Annotated in this window: 15 protein-coding genes; 7 read left to right on the top strand and 8 right to left on the bottom strand. The window is 62.8% G+C overall.

What is annotated here, in order from left to right:
• Positions 1–92 precede the first annotated feature (92 nt).
• Complete coding sequence (gene rpoD, locus OKA05_RS29280; protein ID WP_319800646.1) at positions 93–2,090, bottom strand: RNA polymerase sigma factor RpoD; 1,998 nt, start codon at positions 2,088–2,090, stop codon at positions 93–95.
• A 131-nt stretch (positions 2,091–2,221) separates the two neighbouring features.
• Complete coding sequence (gene dnaG, locus OKA05_RS09375; protein WP_264486871.1) at positions 2,222–4,096, bottom strand: DNA primase; 1,875 nt, start codon at positions 4,094–4,096, stop codon at positions 2,222–2,224.
• Between the two features lie 129 nt (positions 4,097–4,225).
• On the opposite strand from dnaG, the gene OKA05_RS09370 reads away from it, so the two are divergent.
• Both OKA05_RS09370 and OKA05_RS09365 read left to right on the top strand, forming a co-directional pair.
• Positions 4,226–4,393: a hypothetical protein gene (locus tag OKA05_RS09370; RefSeq protein ID WP_264486870.1), complete on the top strand. Its 168-nt coding sequence runs from the start codon at positions 4,226–4,228 to the stop codon at positions 4,391–4,393.
• A 62-nt stretch (positions 4,394–4,455) separates the two neighbouring features.
• On the top strand, positions 4,456–4,920 hold the full coding sequence (locus tag OKA05_RS09365) for a tetratricopeptide repeat protein (protein ID WP_264486869.1): 465 nt from the start codon (positions 4,456–4,458) through the stop codon (positions 4,918–4,920).
• A gap of 502 nt (positions 4,921–5,422) precedes the next feature.
• Here the strand turns inward: OKA05_RS09365 and sucD are convergent.
• The 5 genes from sucD to OKA05_RS09340 form a co-directional block, all read right to left on the bottom strand.
• Positions 5,423–6,319 (bottom strand): succinate--CoA ligase subunit alpha, encoded by an 897-nt coding sequence (sucD, locus tag OKA05_RS09360; RefSeq protein WP_264486868.1) that lies wholly within the window; start codon positions 6,317–6,319, stop codon positions 5,423–5,425.
• Positions 6,320–6,384: 65 nt separating this feature from the next.
• Positions 6,385–6,762 carry a VOC family protein gene (locus OKA05_RS09355; protein ID WP_264486867.1) on the bottom strand — a complete coding sequence of 126 codons (378 nt, stop codon included), beginning with the start codon at positions 6,760–6,762 and terminating at the stop codon, positions 6,385–6,387.
• Between the two features lie 13 nt (positions 6,763–6,775).
• Positions 6,776–7,177, bottom strand: a complete 402-nt coding sequence (locus OKA05_RS09350) for a VOC family protein (protein ID WP_264486866.1) — start codon at positions 7,175–7,177, stop codon at positions 6,776–6,778.
• Positions 7,178–7,198: 21 nt separating this feature from the next.
• A complete protein-coding gene (gene sucC, locus OKA05_RS09345) occupies positions 7,199–8,380 on the bottom strand; it encodes an ADP-forming succinate--CoA ligase subunit beta (protein WP_264486865.1) in 1,182 nt (393 codons plus the stop codon).
• A 129-nt stretch (positions 8,381–8,509) separates the two neighbouring features.
• On the bottom strand, positions 8,510–11,299 hold the full coding sequence (locus OKA05_RS09340; protein WP_264486864.1) for a hypothetical protein: 2,790 nt from the start codon (positions 11,297–11,299) through the stop codon (positions 8,510–8,512).
• Between the two features lie 192 nt (positions 11,300–11,491).
• Here OKA05_RS09340 and truA point away from each other — a divergent pair, with 192 nt between their 5' ends.
• From truA to OKA05_RS09320, 4 genes are read left to right on the top strand one after another with little or no spacing between them, the layout of a single operon-like run.
• Positions 11,492–12,250, top strand: a complete 759-nt coding sequence (gene truA, locus OKA05_RS09335) for a tRNA pseudouridine(38-40) synthase TruA (protein ID WP_264486863.1) — start codon at positions 11,492–11,494, stop codon at positions 12,248–12,250.
• Between the two features lie 6 nt (positions 12,251–12,256).
• Complete coding sequence (tsaA, locus tag OKA05_RS09330) at positions 12,257–12,955, top strand: tRNA (N6-threonylcarbamoyladenosine(37)-N6)-methyltransferase TrmO (RefSeq protein WP_264486862.1); 699 nt, start codon at positions 12,257–12,259, stop codon at positions 12,953–12,955.
• Positions 12,956–12,979: 24 nt separating this feature from the next.
• The gene (locus OKA05_RS09325) at positions 12,980–14,485 is read left to right on the top strand and encodes an ankyrin repeat domain-containing protein (RefSeq protein ID WP_264486861.1); all 1,506 of its coding nucleotides are present in this window, start codon (positions 12,980–12,982) and stop codon (positions 14,483–14,485) included.
• 13 nt (positions 14,486–14,498) lie between these two features.
• The gene (locus tag OKA05_RS09320) at positions 14,499–14,954 is read left to right on the top strand and encodes an ACT domain-containing protein (protein WP_264486860.1); all 456 of its coding nucleotides are present in this window, start codon (positions 14,499–14,501) and stop codon (positions 14,952–14,954) included.
• A 186-nt stretch (positions 14,955–15,140) separates the two neighbouring features.
• Here OKA05_RS09320 and OKA05_RS09315 read toward each other — a convergent pair whose 3' ends face one another.
• Entirely contained in the window at positions 15,141–15,932 is a 792-nt protein-coding gene (locus OKA05_RS09315) for a glycoside hydrolase N-terminal domain-containing protein (RefSeq protein WP_264486859.1), read from the bottom strand.
• Between the two features lie 109 nt (positions 15,933–16,041).
• On the opposite strand from OKA05_RS09315, the gene OKA05_RS09310 reads away from it, so the two are divergent.
• Positions 16,042–16,560: a hypothetical protein gene (locus tag OKA05_RS09310; RefSeq protein ID WP_264486858.1), complete on the top strand. Its 519-nt coding sequence runs from the start codon at positions 16,042–16,044 to the stop codon at positions 16,558–16,560.
• Positions 16,561–16,691 lie beyond the last annotated feature (131 nt).

The following is a 16,691-nucleotide window of genomic DNA, read 5'->3' as shown; positions in this document are numbered from 1 at the left end:
GCTGCAGGCGGGACGCGTCGCTCTAGATGTGCCAAAGAAAAAGGTCGGCCTCGTGAGAGAGGCCGGCCTTTTCTTGGAAAGCGTTGCGTGGCTTACGCGCCCGGGAGCTCGATGAATCCTTCGAGCTTCCGGATACGGGTGGGGTGGCGCATCTTGCGGAGGGCCTTGGCTTCGATCTGGCGGATACGCTCGCGGGTGACTTGGAACTGGCGGCCGACTTCCTCGAGCGTGCGGCTGTAGCCGTCCTTGAGGCCGAAGCGCTGCTCGAGGACTTCGCGCTCGCGCTCGGTGAGGGTGTCGAGGACGTCCTTGATCTTGTCCTTGAGCATCGAGAAGCCGGCTTCCTCCATCGGGTTGTCGGCGCTCTTGTCTTCGATGAAGTCACCGAACGAGGTGTCGTCGGAGTCGCCCACGGGTGCCTGCAGCGAGATCGGCTGCTGGGCCATCTTGAGCACGGCGCGGACACGCTCGACGGGCAGGTGGATTTCCTCGGCGATTTCTTCCGGGGAAGGTTCGCGGCCGTATTCTTGCACGAGCTGCTTCTGCACGCGCATCAGCTTGTTGATCGTCTCGATCATGTGCACCGGGATACGGATGGTGCGGGCCTGGTCGGCGATCGAGCGGGTGATGGCTTGGCGAATCCACCAGGTGGCGTAGGTCGAGAACTTGTAGCCGCGGCGGTATTCGAATTTCTCGACCGCCTTCATCAGGCCCATGTTGCCTTCCTGGATGAGGTCGAGGAAGGAGAGGCCGCGGTTGGTGTACTTCTTCGCGATCGAAATCACGAGGCGCAGGTTGGCCTCGACCATCTCGGTCTTCGCCTTGAGCGCTTCCTTGAGCCAGTGGCGGAGGCGCTTGTTGGTCTCGTCGAATTGCTCGATCTCATGCCAGCAGCGCTGCTGGACTTCGCGGAGCTTGGTGACGAATTCCTTGTCCTCCGGATCGGCTTGGACCTTGCGGCCATACTTCCAGAACTTCTGCTGGTAGTCCTCCACCTGCTCGCAGAAGTCCTCGACGACCTTCTGCTTGAAGTAGAAGCGGGTGTAGAGGCGGTGAAGGGTCTGCAAGTTCTTCTCGAACTGCTCTTCGAGCTTCTTCTTGCCGCGCGGGTTCTTGGCGGACATCTGGCGGAAGAGATCCTCGTTCTCCTCGTGGAGCTGCTTGAGCTGCTCGCACTGCTTGGGGAGGATCTTCATGTAGCGCTCGCGGCTCTCGATCTTCTTGTCGAGGATCACGCGGTCAAAGCGCTCCTTGCCCTTGAGCAGCTTGTCGGCGAGCTCCAGGTAGCACTCGGAAACGAAGCCGAAGAGGTGAAGCTGCTTGGCGACCTCGATTTCGGCGTCTTCGATGCGCTTGGAGATTTCAACTTCCTGCTCGCGGGTCAGCAGCGGGACCTGGCCCATCTGCTTGAGATACATGCGGACCGGGTCGTCGAGGATGTCGAGCTTCTGGTCCTTGGTGTCATCTTCGAGGTCGTCGTCGGCGTCGCGCTTCTTGTCCTTGAAGCGGTCGACCTCGGAGGCGTCGATGATGTCGAACTCCATGTTACGGAGTCGCTCCATGATCGCCTCAACGTCCGCCGGTTCGACCAGGTCGTTCGGCAGGATCTCGTTGATGTCGTCGTAGGTGAGGTACTCCTGCTCCTTGGCGAGCTTGATGAGTTCGCGGATCTTTTCCTGGATCTCCGGGGTATCGATACGCGGCTTGTCGCCATCGGCGCGGGCCGGGGCTTCGGTGGCCACGCCATCGACCTTCTTGGCCTCGGCCTTGGAGTCGCCCTTCTTGCCTTCGGCTTTCTTCGGCTCGGGCTTCTTGTCGGCGACCGGCGCAGCCTTCTTTGGCGCTTCGGCGGCTTTCACCGGGGCCTTGGCAGGGGCGGCAGCCTTGGGGGCTGGCTTGGCGGGAGCGGCGGCCTTTGGAGCGGGCTTCTTGGCCACGGTCTTGGCTTCCGGCTTCTTGGCGGTCTTCGCGGGCGCGGCCGGCTGCTTGGCTTTCGTCGGAGCTGGCTTTTTGGCGGGCGCGGGTTTCGCTTTGGACGTCGGCTTGGTGACCTTCGATTTGGCAGCGGAAGCGGCTTTCTTGGTGGACATGGACAGAATGAATGGAGGGAGTTTCAGGACAAAATTCTCCCATTATAGCGCAAGCGGACCGGGGTCCGAAGCGGGCGGGAATATTCGGAGCGTCTAGTAGCCCGTCAAGGATTGATTTCGGGCCTTGAGAGTTAAGGAGTTTTACGAGGAAATTGCTTGGGAGGAGGCTTGCGATTCGGGGCGAAACGGTCACTGAAAACGAACCTCTGTCCGACACCTTTGAGCAGTTCGGCGACCAACTTCGACTCGTTGAGCAAGCGGTTCATTTCGCCGAACTCAAGGCCCTGCTGGCTCAGGCGTGCCTTGATCGCCGCGTCGCGCCGGTGCAGCGCCTTCGCGCAGATTTCCCCCAAGGCGGACTCCGCGGCGCTCACCGGGTCTTCCGGCGGGTCGTCGTGGAAGGTCGGATCCGCGGTCAAGGCGAGCCGCTGAGGCTCGGTGAGGTCGCCCAGGAAGGCATTCACCGAGACGTGCGAGGCGGGATCGGGGCGTGCTGAGAGGATCTCCTCCAGCAACGACACGCCCTCAAGGTATTCGGCGGCCTCGTGCAGGGTCTCGAATTGCTCGGCCAGCCACTCCTGCGCCACGCCCGAGTGCAGCGCCAGGCTGCAGAGGTAGGACACGGTCGGATCGATCGCCATGCCTTCGATTTTCTCCGGCTCGGGAGGCGCGTTGCGGTCGATCGGCTGGGGCTTGTTCTTCGCCGCCCGCGCGGTGCGGAAGACGGCGTCGCGGAGCTCGATGGTGCCGGCATTCAGTCGGGTGCCGACGTGCTGGATCATCCCCTCGCGAGTCACGGCATCGGGGATCAGAGAGAGCAAGGATGTGCATTCCCTGGCGAATGCCAGACGCTGCTGCGGATCGGTGAGCAGACCGGCGGCGGCGGCTTGGTCGATCTTGAAATCGAAGAAGTCCACCGCCCCGGCGAGTTGCTCGCGGAATGCGTCCGCGCCGTGCTTCTGCATGAAGGAATCCGGGTCCTCACCGGCGGGCATGCGGACGACGCGAACGGCGATGTTCTCGAGGGCGAGCTCGCGGTAGGCCCGCTCCGCGGCGGTGAAGCCTGCCTTGTCAGCATCGAAGCAGAGCAGCGCGGTCTTCGCGTAGCGGCGCAGCAGCTTGGCGTGGTTCGGCGTGAAGGCGGTGCCGAGCGGCGCGATGGCGTGCTCGATCCCTTGCTCGTGGCAGGAGATCGCGTCGATCTGGCCTTCGCAGAGCAAGACGGCGCCCTCCTTCAGGATCGCCTTGCGGGCGCGTTCGAGGGCGAACAGCACGTTCGATTTCTTGAAGACCGGTGTCTCCGGAGAGTTGATGTATTTTCCGCTGTTCGGGTCATGCTGGAGCTGGCGGCCGGAAAAGGCGATCACGTCGCCGTGCTCGTTGCGGATGGGGAACATCAGCCGGTCGCGGAAGCGCACGTAGATGCCTCCACGGTCCTTTTCCACGAAGATGCCGGCGTCGATCCACTCGCCGCGCTTGAAGCTCGTCGTGCGTGCCCAGTTCATGAACACCTCCTGGTTTTCCGGCATCCAGCCGAGCTGCCAGCGGACCGCCATCTCCTTCCCGAAACCGCGTGACTTCAGGTAATCCCGCGCATGCTCGCCGGGGCGGGTCAGGAGCATCTTGTGAAGGAATTCCGAGGTCTCGCGATGTAAGTCGAGCAAGCGCCCGCGATGCCGCCGTGCGCGGTCCTCCTTCGGATCGACGGCTTCCTCCTTCACCGTGATCCCGGCGCGCGCGGCGAGCTTCTTGACGGCGTCGGAGTAGGTGAGGTTTTCGTATTCGCGGACGAAGGTGATCGCGTCACCGCTCTTTTTGCAGCCGAAGCAGTGGAAGAACTGGCGGACCGGGTTGATGTTGAAGGACGGCGACTTCTCGTTGTGGAAGGGGCAGAGGGCCTGGAAGCCAGCCCCTGCGCGCTTCACCGGAATGTAGGATTCGATCAAGGCCACGATGTCCGTGGCGGCGAGGATCTGCTCCTTGGTTTCCGGCGAAATCTGCGACACGCCCGGAGTAAAGCGCCCTCCGCGGAAAATCAAAAGCGTGCATGCCTAACTTTTCGGATGCGGACACGAAACCCCGGTGCAGCTTCGCTTGATCGATGGAATCCATCCGTGGATCGAAATCAAAAGATCATGAAAGTTGTCCGTAAGAACGCCAAGGGAGAAACCCGCGAGCTGCTGCTGAAGGAATACTTCCTCAATGCCTACCTCATCGCCCTGCTCAAGCGGGTCGGGGAAGGTGCTGCGAAATTCTCCAAAACGCCTGAATTGCAGCCTGTGAGGGTGCGCTCGGACCGTTAACCGGCCTTGACGTTTGAAATGGGAAGTTGCCTTGCCGGGAGCCATCGGGTAGCTTCCCGGCAATGGACGACCTCCAGATCATGAGGTCCGCACTGGGCTGGCTGGAACTGGGATTACCGGAGGAGGCCTTGTCGGAACTCGCCTCGCTTTCCGCGAGGGACCGGATGCGCCGCCACGCGCTTGAACTCCGGCTGATCGCGGAAATGGAGTCGCATCGCTGGAACGCAGCGGCGGATACTGGTCGGCTGCTGTGTTTGAAGGAGCCGAAGGAGGCGCGTTTTTTTATTCACGCGGCCTACTGCCTGCATGAAACGGGGGACACGCTCGCGGCGCGCGACTGGTTGTTGCGGGGGCCGGCGACGTTGATCGAGGATCCGTTGTTTCATTACAACATCGCGTGCTATCTAGCTGTGCTGGGGGATCGGAAGCGGGCGGAGTCGCACTTGGAGCGGGCCTTTGAGATGGATGCCTCGCTGCGGGTATCGGCGCAGGAGGATACCGATTTGGCGGCGCTCCATAAGAAGTGAGGTGGTCGCCATGGTGGTCGGAGACCCGGACTGTGGCAGCCCTGCCGCCGCCCGAAGCCAGTATCCCTTTCATACCGGGCGCGGACCTCGGCCCGTCTCTCAGCCCTACAGGCCGCCATTGTCTTCGGTCCGGAGACCCCGCCCGTTGGGCGGGGCTGAGGGATCGCGCCCCATTGGGGCTGGAGAAGTGAGATGCAACGGATTTTTGGACCGGTTGTTGGTAAGACCAGCCCAGAAGGGACTCCGGAAGCGTGGACACGAGACCATCCGTGAACCTTGCCTCCATTGGACCGGTGAGGTGCAAGGAAGCCACCCGGGTGCTTCCCCGCAGCAGGGCTGCTGGCTTCGGGCGGCAGCCGGGCCGCCGCAGTCCGGGCCTCCGGCTGCTGGGTTCGGGCCGTCGGGTGATTCACTCCTGTGAGGCCGGGTGAATCGCGAAAAAGAAAAAGCCCGCACCTTGAAAGGGGCGGGCTTCTTTGTGAGTGGTTCGGTCTGGAGGCAGTTACTTGCCCCAGCGCTCAAGCAGCGTGGTCGCCATGTCGCTCGGTGTTTCGGCGACGGCGATGCCGCACTCGGCGAGGATGCGCTTCTTGGCCTGCGCGGTGTCTTCTTCGCCGCCGACGATCGCACCGGCGTGGCCCATGCGACGTCCTGGAGGAGCGGTGGCTCCAGCGATGAAGCCAGCGATCGGCTTCTTGCAGTTTTCCTTGGCCCAGCGGGCGGCTTCGACCTCGGCGTTGCCGCCGATTTCGCCGATCAGGATGATGGCTTCGGTCTCCGGGTCGTTGTTGAACATCTCGAGCACGTCGAGGTGGCTGGTGCCATTGATCGGGTCGCCGCCGATGCCGACGAGCGTGCTCTGGCCGTAGCCGAGCTGGGTGAGCTGGAAGACGGCCTCGTAGGTGAGGGTGCCGGAGCGTGAGACGACGCCGACATTGCCGCGCTTGCAGATCTGGCTCGGGGTGATGCCGATGCGGCAGCCGCCGTGCGACTTTTCGCCAAGGCCTGGAGTGACAAGGCCGGGGCAATTCGGGCCGATCAGGCGGGACTTGGAGCCGCGCATGGCTTCCTTCACGCGCATCATGTCCATGACCGGGATGCCTTCGGTGATGCAGACGACGAGTTCGACGCCGGCATCGACCGCTTCAAGGATCGCATCGGCGGCGAATGGCGGCGGGACGAAGATGGCGGATGCGGTGGCACCGGTTTCCTTCACGGCCTGCTCGACGGTGTCGAAGATCGGCACGACGTTGGCGAACTTCTGGCCCGCTTTGCCCGGCGTGACGCCGGCGACGAGCTTGGTGCCGTAGTCGAGGGACAACTGCGCGTGGCGCGCGCCGAAGCTGCCGGTGATGCCCTGCACGAGGAGCTTGGTATTTTCGTCAACGAGGATGGCCATAACGGAACTGTGGGGAAGTGATCGGTGAAAGGGGATAAGGGAAGCCCTCAGTGAATGGGACGCCTTCAGGCGTGGCCGGGCTTGCGTTTGTGAATGATGAGCGGACTGCCGTCGGGATCGGAGATCATGAGCATGTGGCAGACCGGGGTTTCGATCGGACCCATGTTGATGGTGACTCCGGAGTCCTTCATGTGCAGGACCGCGGCGTCGAAGTCATCGACTTCCAGGCCCACGGTGCAACCACTCGGGCTGGGATCCCAACCGGGAGTCTTGCCGAGGCTGAGCGTGCCGGCACCGATGTCGAATTCGACCCAGTGACCGCTGCCATCCTCCATCTTGTGGTCCATGGTCTTGGTCAGTCCGAGCACGCCTTCGTAAAAGGCGATGGACCGTGCCATGTCGGTGACCGGGTAGCAGGAGAATGCGAGTTCGGTGACTTTCACGGCCTTCGGTGGTTCAGTGCGAACACTCGGGGTGGTTCGGCTTCTTCTGGTGAAGGGCCACGGTATTGCCGCTGGGGTCGGCGATCAGCGCCATGCGGCAGATCGGGTAATCCTGAACCGGCAGGATGACCTTCACTCCTGCGGCTTTCAGTTTTTCCACTGCGGCGTCGAGGTCTTCGAGTTCGAAGGCCAGGCCGCCGCCGCCAGCGTTCGGTTGCCACTGCTCGTTCGCCTGGGCGATGGCGAGGGTATGGCCGCCGGGAATCTCGAATTCCACCCAGCCGACCTTCCCTTCGTGCTCGAGAACCATGCCCTCCTTGAGGCCCATGATCTCGCCGTAAAACTTGCGCGTCGCTGCGATGTCGAGCGCCGGGTATCCCGTGAAGCCTGCTTCTTTAATGCCGATTCCATTCATAGCGGGACACCGGTAAGCGCGTCAGGCGACGGCTGCCACGATCTTTTGGGCACCTTCCGACATGGTGCTGGCGGAGACGATGTTCAGGCCGCTGGCGTCGAGCGTGGCCTTGCCGGCATCGACGTTGTTACCTTCGAGGCGGACGACAAGCGGGATCGGCAGGCCGGTTTCCTTGGCTGCGGCGATCACGCCTTCGGCGATGACGTTGCAGTCCATGATGCCGCCGAAGATGTTGATCAGGATGCCCTTCACCTGCGGGTCGCCGAGGATGATCTTGAAGGCCGCGGTGACCTGTTCCTTGGAAGCGCCACCCCCCACGTCGAGGAAGTTGGCCGGTTCGCCGCCGTAGTGCTTGATGATGTCCATGGTGGCCATCGCGAGGCCGGCGCCGTTGACGAGGCAGGCGATGTTGCCGTCGAGGCCGATGTAGTTGAGGTCGTATTCGGAAGCGGCGACTTCGCGCGGATCTTCCTCTTCCTTGTCGCGCATGGCGACGATCTCCGGGTGGCGGAAGAGCGCGTTGTCATCGAAGCCGAACTTGGCATCGAGCGCGAGCAGGCGGCCGTCGGGCGTGGTGACCAGCGGATTGATCTCGAGCATCGCGCAATCGAGCGAGATGAAGAGCTTGTAGAGGTTGGAAAGCAGCTTGCCGAATTGCTTGCCGAGGTCGCCGGAAAGTCCGAGTGCGGCGGCCAGCTTGCGGACCTCGTAGCCCTGCAGGCCGAGGAGCGGGTGGACGAACTGGCGGATGATTTTCTCCGGCGTGTTGTGCGCCACGTCCTCGATGCTCATGCCGCCTTCGGTGGAGGCGACGATGACCGGGCGGCAGGTTGTGCGGTCCATGAGGATCGCGAGGTAGTACTCGTGGGTGATGTCCACGGCCTCGGCGATCATCACCTTGCGGACCAGCTTGCCGGCGTCGCCGGTTTGCACGGTCACCAGGGTTTCATTGAGCATCTTGCTCGCGAACTCGGAGGCCTGCTCGGGCGACTCGATGAGATGGACGCCGCCTTGGAAGCCATTCTTGAAGTGACCCTTGCCGCGGCCACCTGCGTGGACCTGGGCCTTGATCACCAGCTTCGCTCCGGCGAATTCCTTCGCGGCGGCGGCTGCTTCTTCGGGGGTGGAAGCGACCTTGCCCTGCGGGCTCGGTACTTGGAAGCGGTCGAAAAGCTCCTTCGCCTGGTATTCGTGGATATTCATGGGGCCGTCGGAAAATCGCGGCGACGCTAAGGGACGGGCCGGACCGGTCAAGGAAAACGCCGGAGGACGATCATTCGTGACCGATTACAGCGAGTTTGGCGGGGAAACGATCCATCATTTCCGCGGAACTCAATCGATCTCTAGCCGGAAGAACGCGGCAGGATCCGGCGCAGAAAACTCGAATTCGATATCGCCCGCCGGACTGATCGAAACGCCCGAGCCTGCTGGCGCCGGGAAATCGACGAAATCGACCAGATCCGTCGACTTTTTCCAATCCATCGACAGCGTGAATTTTCCGGTCGCCGGATTCTTGGAGATCAGGGGCGTGCCGGCATGCAGCTCCTGCACCTGGTTCAATGAATAGTAGCCCGCACCGTTGGCGTTTGTCTTGAAGGTGTTGACCAAACTTACCTGGCTCGTCTGCCAGTTGAAACCCAGCGCTGCCATATTGAGTTCCGAGGCGTCGTTCATGCCGTCGCCGTCGGTATCGAACGAATAGGACAGGCTGGTGCCGGCCAGTCGGAAGACGTAGGGGCCTTCATCGAGGTCGTTGTTGGGAATCGAAAGCACAGCTGTTTTCAAACCTCCGCTGGTCGGCCTGAATAGCAGTGCCATGGCAGTGAAACCGCTGGGAGTGAGGGGGCCGACGGGTTGGGTGGACACGGAGAATTCGCTGCCGCCGGTGACGATCGCGGCTGGAGAGCCGCTCAGGACCAGATCGGCGGTGCCGCCGCCGCGGATGTAAAAGATCTGCTGGGTGATCCCACCCTCTACCAAGGGGCCAAAGGACAGCGTCCCGCCATTTACAAGCTCCGTTCCTGTGGCGGTGGTGATGGAGATTTCCGGTGCCGGAGGTGCCTCCAAATCGAACACGTACGCTGCGCCTGCCTCGAGGGCGCTATCGGACGATTGGTTGCCATTCACGCCGGTGGCGTTGCTGCTCTCCCTGTTGGCCCCGACGACGATGGTGCTTCCTGAAAAAGCCACTCGCGCGCCGAATTCATCGCCTGCCCCGGTGTTGCTCGCCTTGAGGTAGGATTGCTGGGTCCAGGTCGTCCCGCTGCGCGTGAAGATGTAGGCTGCTCCGGAGTTCGGGGAGTTGTTGTTGGCCTGGTGGCCGTTGATGCTGGTCGAGATGCTGTCCTCGTAGCGGGCCCCTGCCACGATGGTGTCCCCGGAAACTGCGACCGAGTAGCCGAAGTAGTCCACGGTTTCGAGGTTGCTCGGATTGAGGAATCCCTGCGAGGTCCACGTGGTGCCGCTGCGGGAGAAAACGGCGACTGCCCCGGTCCAGTCGTTGATGGCTCCCGCGACGACCGTGTCTCCGGACACCGCGACCGACCAACCCAATTTCCACCGCGTCGCACTCGCAGGACCCTTGAGGTAGGCTTGCTGTGACCAGTCGGTGCCATTCCGCACAAAGACATAGGCCGCGCCTGAATCGGTGCCCCCGGTCCCGTTGGTCTGGGCGCCATTGACCCCGCCGGCATTGCTGTCCTCGTTGATCGCGCCGACCACAATGGTGTTGTCCGAGACGGCGACCGACCAACCGAAGATGTCGTCAGCCCCTGCATTGCTCGCCTTGAGATAGGCCTGCTGGCTCCAGGTGGTGCCGCTGCGCGTGAAGACGTATGCCGCACCCGCTCCGGCTGCGAAATTGTCAGCCTGATTGCCATTCACGCCGGTGGTCATGCTGTCTTCTTGAATCGCCCCGACCACGATCGTGTCCCCAAAGATGGCCACATCGTAGCCGAAGGAGTCGCCTGCGCCGGTATTGCTGGCCTTGAGGTAGGCTTGCTGTGTCCATTCCCCGTTGCTCCGGGTGAAGACGTATGCTGCTCCGGAATTCGAGCTGCCGGTGTTCGTCTCATCCCCATTGACGCCGGTGGCGCTGCTGTCATCGCCTGAGGCTCCCACGACGACGGTGTCGCCCGAGATCGCCACGGCGGCTCCGAATTGTTCCATGGCGGAGGTGTTGCTCGCCTTCAGGTAAGCTTGCTGCGTCCACTGCGTGCCATTGCGGACGAAAAGGTAGGCGGCTCCGGCGCGATTGCTTGCGTTGTTCGCCTGGTCACCGTTGACCCCCGTGGCATTGCTGTCCTCGTCAAAGGCTCCGATCACCACGGTATCGCCGGAGATGTCCACGTCCCATCCGAAGAAGTCGCCTGGGTTCGTATTGCTGGCTTTGAGATAGGCCTGCTGGGCGACGGGATCGATGGTGACCGGGTAGCGCGCCTGCTGGTCCTCCACGACGATGCGAAGTTGCTTCGATCCGGCCTGCTCGAAGCGCACGGAGAGCGTCTTGCCATCGGCATCCCATGCTTTCAGGCCGCCGTAGCTCAAGGCGATGTCGCGATCAGGAGCCTCGAAAGAGACGTTCTCGCCCTGGCCGGTGACCCGGGGCAACAGGTTGCCTCGGGTGGTCAGGTGAAGGTGGAGCGGTTCAGCAGGGTTCGGGCGGGACGGACGATCCTGAAAAGTCCAGCCCTGCTCCAGGCCGCGGGTGTCATTGATGAACCACTCGGTGAGTGACTCATCCCGCCGGCAACTGATCTTTCCGCCTTCGTGGTGGAGGTCAGGTGGAGGAGGCAAGAAGGCGCGCTCGCCATAACCGGTGAGTTCCAATCCCCAGGTCCACTCTCCGTGGTCGGGGGTGACGGTGAAGCCCCTGCCATCGAACTCCGCTTGCCACTGCTGGGATGGATTCCGGGCGATGAGATTCCCGTCGTCCTGTCGATACGCTGCATGCCGGCCTTTTTCATATGCGGCGCGGATGCTCGACCAATCGGACGTTGGGAGATCCTTGGGGGCAACAGGCTCTACGGCATGGGAGGATCTCGTTAGTCCGAGAAGGAAGAATGCGAGGACGGTCGTCAGGCGGAAGGCTAGAGCCGGAAGTCGGCGGGGAGTTGTCAACAAGGAGATCCTCATCGCGAAAAGGGGAACATTTCATATCCCGAGGTCCAGTGCTGAGTTGTGAAATTACGATGGCGAAACAAAGTTCATCACGTTTCGGGGGGAAGAATGGAGGCAGCGGATTCAGGTGGGAGACGGCCAAAGGGGAGGGTAACCCGCGATTGACCGGCAGACTCCAACAGGCACCCTGCCGCGGTGCGTCTGAAATTGATCCTCGCTTACGACGGCCGCGATATCGAGGGCTGGCAGTCCCAAGCCGGTGGCAACACCGTGCAGGACTTGGTCGAGAAGGCCCTCGCCGAGACGGCGAAGCAGCCGGTCCGCCTGCATGGCTCGGGACGCACGGATGCCGGGGTGCATGCGTTGGCGCAGGTGGCGCATTTCGATGCGCCGGACGACCTGACGATGAATCCCTTCAACTGGGTGCCGGCGCTCAACACGAAGCTGCCGGGGTCGATCCGCGTGATGGCTTGTGAAGAGGTGGCAGCCGATTTCCATGCCCGCATTTCGGCTGTTGAGAAGACCTATCGCTACGACCTCTCGACCGAGCCGGTGCTTTCGCCATTCCGCGCCGCGCGGGCTTGGCACCTGCCGCGGCAGCTCGATCCCTTCACGCTGCGCGAGGCACTCGGCTTGTTCGAGGGTCGCCATGACTTCGAGGCCTTTGGCGCGAAGAGGGGCTACGAGACGGAGGAGACCAGCTATGTGCGGAATGTGACGCGGGTGGATCTGGAGGAGATCGAGTTCGGCTGGCGGCTGCGGTACTCCGGGGAAGGTTTCCTTTACAAGATGGTGCGCCTGCTGACTGGCGCGGCGGTGCAGGCGGCGCAGGGGCGGTTGCGGATCGATCAGCTTTTGGCCTACCTCGATCAGCCGACGGGACTGCCGCAGGGGAAGAGTCCGTTTTGCGCGCCGGCGGATGGGTTGTATCTGGAATCCGTGAGATACGATTGATCCGTCATGGAAATTCGTCCGATCGCCCATGTGCGTTCCTGCTTCGGCAGCAAGTTCGCCGTGCCGCGGCAGCCCGGGCTGTGTCCGAGCGCCTGGGGCGAGCTCGTCTTCGAGCCGGAATTCCGGCAGGCGGAAGCATTGCGGGGGATGGAGGGGTTCTCGCATCTCTGGCTGATCTTCGGGTTTCACCTCACGGTGGACGGGGGGTGGACGCCCACCGTGCGACCGCCGCGGCTTGGAGGGAACGAGCGCGTCGGCGTCTTCGCCACCCGCTCGACGTTCCGCCCGAACAACCTCGGCCTGTCGCTGGTCCGACTGGATGGGATCGAGCGGCGGGAGAAGGAGGGGAGCGTGTTGTTGCTCGGCGGGATCGACCTCGTGGACGGCACGCCGGTTTTCGACATCAAGCCGTACATTCCGTATGCGGAAGCGCTGCCGGATGCCCGTGGCGGCTTCGCTCCCGATGAGCCCCATCGGCTGGGGGTCGTGGCCGCCACGCCGGCTTTCGAGGCATTGCCGGAGCGTTCGCAGCGGGTGATCGTGGAGGCTTTGTCGCTCGACCCCCGGCCGCCTGCGGGGCGAGACGAGCCGGGCCGCATTCATGGCGCGAGCCTCTGTGGGCTGGAGGTGAAGTTCCGGATCGAGGGAGATGAGTGCCAGATCCTGTCCGTGGAAGTGTCTTCCGGTTCGGGGTTGAATGGTTAAGATTAGTAAACTAAGTTCCCGGCCATGAACGGGAAGCCCCTCGCGCTGCTGCTGGCCGGTACTGCGCCATTTCTTTGCCTGACCGGTTGCAAGAGCCGCGAGGAATCCGCCCAAAAGGAACTCAAGGACCGGGGCTACGATCTGACCCCCGAGGCTTTCTTCCGAGCGGCGGAAAGCGACGACGTGGCCGCGCTGGAGAAACTCACCGCCAATGGGATCGCCGCCGACACGCGGAATGCCGCCGGGGACACTGCCCTCCACGCCGCGGCGGGAGCGGGAATGAAGAAGGCCGCCGATTTCCTGCTCGATCGCAAGGTGCCGGTGGATGTGACCGGCGCGGACGGGCGCACGCCGCTGATGGTGGCGGTGATGCGCGGCACGCCGGAGATGGTGCGCTACCTTCTTTCGCAAAAAGCCGATCCTCATAAGAAGGACGGGCAGGGCTTCAAGCCGCTGATGCTCGCCGTGCGCGAAGGCCGCGGCGACATGGTCGGCGAGCTCGCTGCTTATGATCGCGACAAGCTGGACGACGCCCTGCTGGTCGCCGCGCTGGAAGGCAAGTCCTCGGTCATCGATGCGCTTACGAACTACGGCGCTTCGGTCTATGCCCGCATGGACGATGGCCGCACGCCGCTGATGCTGGCTGCGCAGAATGGCCAGATCGAGGCAGTGGACATGCTGTTAGATATTGGGGCGAACCGATTTTCGATGGACGATCAGGGCCGCATCGCCGCCGACATGGCGCGCGAATCGGGGCATGAAGAACTCGCGCTGCGCTTGGCGGAGACGCCGCAGGAAGATGAGTTTGCCCTCGAAGAACCCGCCGATCTTGGTGCGGAGATGCTGGCGAAGGTTGTCGAAAAGGAACAAGCGGTCCCAGTCGCTCCGCCGTCGGTCAATCCCGCGGACTTGCCTTGGAACAAGCCTGTCGCCGGCCAAGGTGGTGGCGCATTCGGCGCGCTGCCGGTAGGAGGAGCTGCACCGGGCATGTTAGAGGGGGTGGTGCTTGAGCCGATGGCCAGCAGCGAAGGGGCACCGCCTTCTTCGGCGGACGGCAAGGTCCCGCTGGTCATGCGCGCCTACCGCCAGAAGGATCTCCCGCTGCGGGTGGAAACGGTGCAGGGCCAAGTGGCCACGCTCCGCATTTCCGGTGGCGGCGTGAAGGAGGTGACGCAAGGCGAGATGATCCCGGGGTCAGGCTCTCGTTTGAAGATCGTCCGAGTCGAGCGGCGGATGCAGGACCTCAAGGACGCCGGGGGAATGACGGAAGTCTCGGTGGTGGAGGTCGAGGATTCGGCCAATGGCCGCAAGCGCGAGCTGATTTCCGGCATCGAACCGACCGCGCACGACCCCGTCGCGCTGGTGGAAGACGGGCAGGGTAGGCACTTCGTGGCCAAGGCCGGACAGAAATTCCGGGGGGCCGACGGCTCCGAGTATATCGTGACTGATGTGCGGCCGAATCAAATGGTGATTGAGAACCGTACCAAAGGTGAGGTAATAACGGTTCCGCTCCGCGGCCCGCGGGGTTGAGCATCTCCCATCCATGCCCGCCAAGACGATCGAGCCGGGGAACCCGGTGAAGCAATTTTCCGTGCTGCTCCCGAACCGTGCCGGGGCGCTGGCATCCCTAGTGAAGCTCCTCCGCTCCTCCGCGATCGAGGTCGTGGGGATCAGCGTTCAGGATTCCCGGGATGCGACCATTGCCCGACTGGTGGTCACCGACCCGGACACAACGGAACAGATTTTCGTGGAGAAGGGGATTCCCCACACGACCTGCGAGCTGGTCGTTATTTCGCTGCGCGAATCGGGGCCGGAGTTGCTGCCGGTGCTCGATACCCTGATGGTGGCGGAGACCAATATCGACTTCGCCTACGCGCTGATGCCCTCGCCGAAAGGTCACACGCTGCTGGCGATGCATGTGGAGGATTACGACTTCGCCACCACCGTGCTGAATCAGGCCGGTTTCAAGCTGGTTTATCAGGATGGGTTGAGCCGTTAGAGGTCGTCTGGAATGATGGGCAGGCATGCTGCCGTTCAAAGAGGCTCGCGGATTGCCAGGTCTTACTGGGAGCGCGGGATTCATCCCGCCTGCAAGGTCCCTTTGCGCGAGAGCGCCGGTCTTTATACCGGCATCGAAGGACCATTCAGGCCGGTCTGAAGACCGGCGCTCCTGGGAACCGCTTTCTTACTTGCGGACTGCATCGAGATGGCCCGGGAACGTCGCCGCTTGGTTGGCTTCGCGGTAGGCCTTGCGATGCCGCTCTAACAAGCCGTTCCACAGTGCGAAGGTGTCCGGGTGGCCTTCGCCGGTGAGCGCTTTTATGCGGTCGGGCAGGCGGGGGATCTTGGCTGCGTCGGCGGTTGCAGCGAGCAGGATCAGCGCTTCACCCTCTCCTTTCACGGTGATCTCGTTTTCCCCCGGCGTGACATCCGACTCCATCGGATAGACCCAGGCCCGTGTGGCGAAGTCCTTGTCCTCTACGAAGAGTATCCGGCGATCTTCGACCTTGGCTTTGCGGCCCTTGGCATCGAGTTGCACGCGGAAGCTCAGGGAGCCCGGCTTATCGGTGCGCAGGTGCAGCACTAGCAGCTCGTCCGGCTTGGAGATGAAGGTGGTCCAGGTGAAGCCGGCACCGCCTCGCTTGAAGGTCACGGTGGCGAGTCCGTCGGTGAGGTGGAGTTGGCGCTGGTAGCCGGTTGCTTCGCCTTCGGCATCGAGCCAGTCGAAGATCAATTCGGCGCGCGCAGTGCCGGTGAATCCAAGGGATGGCTTTTTTGGATCGGCGGGCTGGTCTATCTTGGCGAGTTCCGTCCACAGCGGAAAGGTCTCGCGCTTCGTGTCACCGGCGAGCCGGCTGAAAAGCGCGCCATTGCCGAGCGGGAACGCCAGCTCTGCCGACGCGGCGGGCGAGGGAAACGCCAGTTCCTCCGCGATGGCGAAATGGCAGAGGAACGGCAGTACGACGGTCCAGCGCATGCCTCCATCTGCGCCATGTCCGCGGCCTTGGCAAGAGGGAGGCGATTCCAGCTTGCCACTGGATTTCCCATTGCCCCTTCGGACGCCTCCATGAGACACCTTGGATGCTGTGAATACGACCGTCCGCCAACTTTGCTGCCAGGGCTGCGGTGCCTCCTTGCCGGTGACGGAAGGCATCCGTTTCCTCACCTGCAACTACTGCAACGCCCGGCTTGAGGTGGTCCAAGATCAGGCGACCACCCACACCCGGCTGCTGGAAGGCATCGAGCAGCGGACGAAGAAGATCGAGCGCGACGTTGAGGCGATCCGGATCCAAGGTGAACTGAAGCACTTGGACGAGGCTTGGGCGAAGTATGAGGCCCGCGTCGATCCCCGCGACCAACACGGACGACGCACGGAGCCTGCGGGAGGCATCATTGTGATCGGCTTGATCGGGGTCGTTGTGGGGATTGCGCTGCTTTTTTCCGAAGTGTGGTGGCTGGGGGTTTTCCTGGCTCCGGCGGCGGCGTGGTTCATGGTGAAGGCCTTTCGTTGGGAAATGAACCGCGCGCGAATCTTCCAAGGCATGCGCCTGCAGTATGAAATGCGCCGGAAGATGCTGATCCAGCAGAAGAACGGCGGCCGGTGATTTCTGATGCCCGGATGGGCGTGAAGCACCGGCGGCTTCGATCGGAGAATCGGACCGCGGGATGGCTCCGGCCTGGCTGGAAACCCATCCGGGTTTCGATGGTGCGCCCATCGAAACCGGTGGTCTGTGAC

Source organism: Luteolibacter arcticus (assembly GCF_025950235.1).
Taxonomy (GTDB): Bacteria; Verrucomicrobiota; Verrucomicrobiia; order Verrucomicrobiales; family Akkermansiaceae; genus Haloferula; species Haloferula arctica.
The sequence above is the reverse complement of the archived record's forward strand: the minus strand, read 5'-3'. Positions and strand labels throughout refer to the sequence as shown.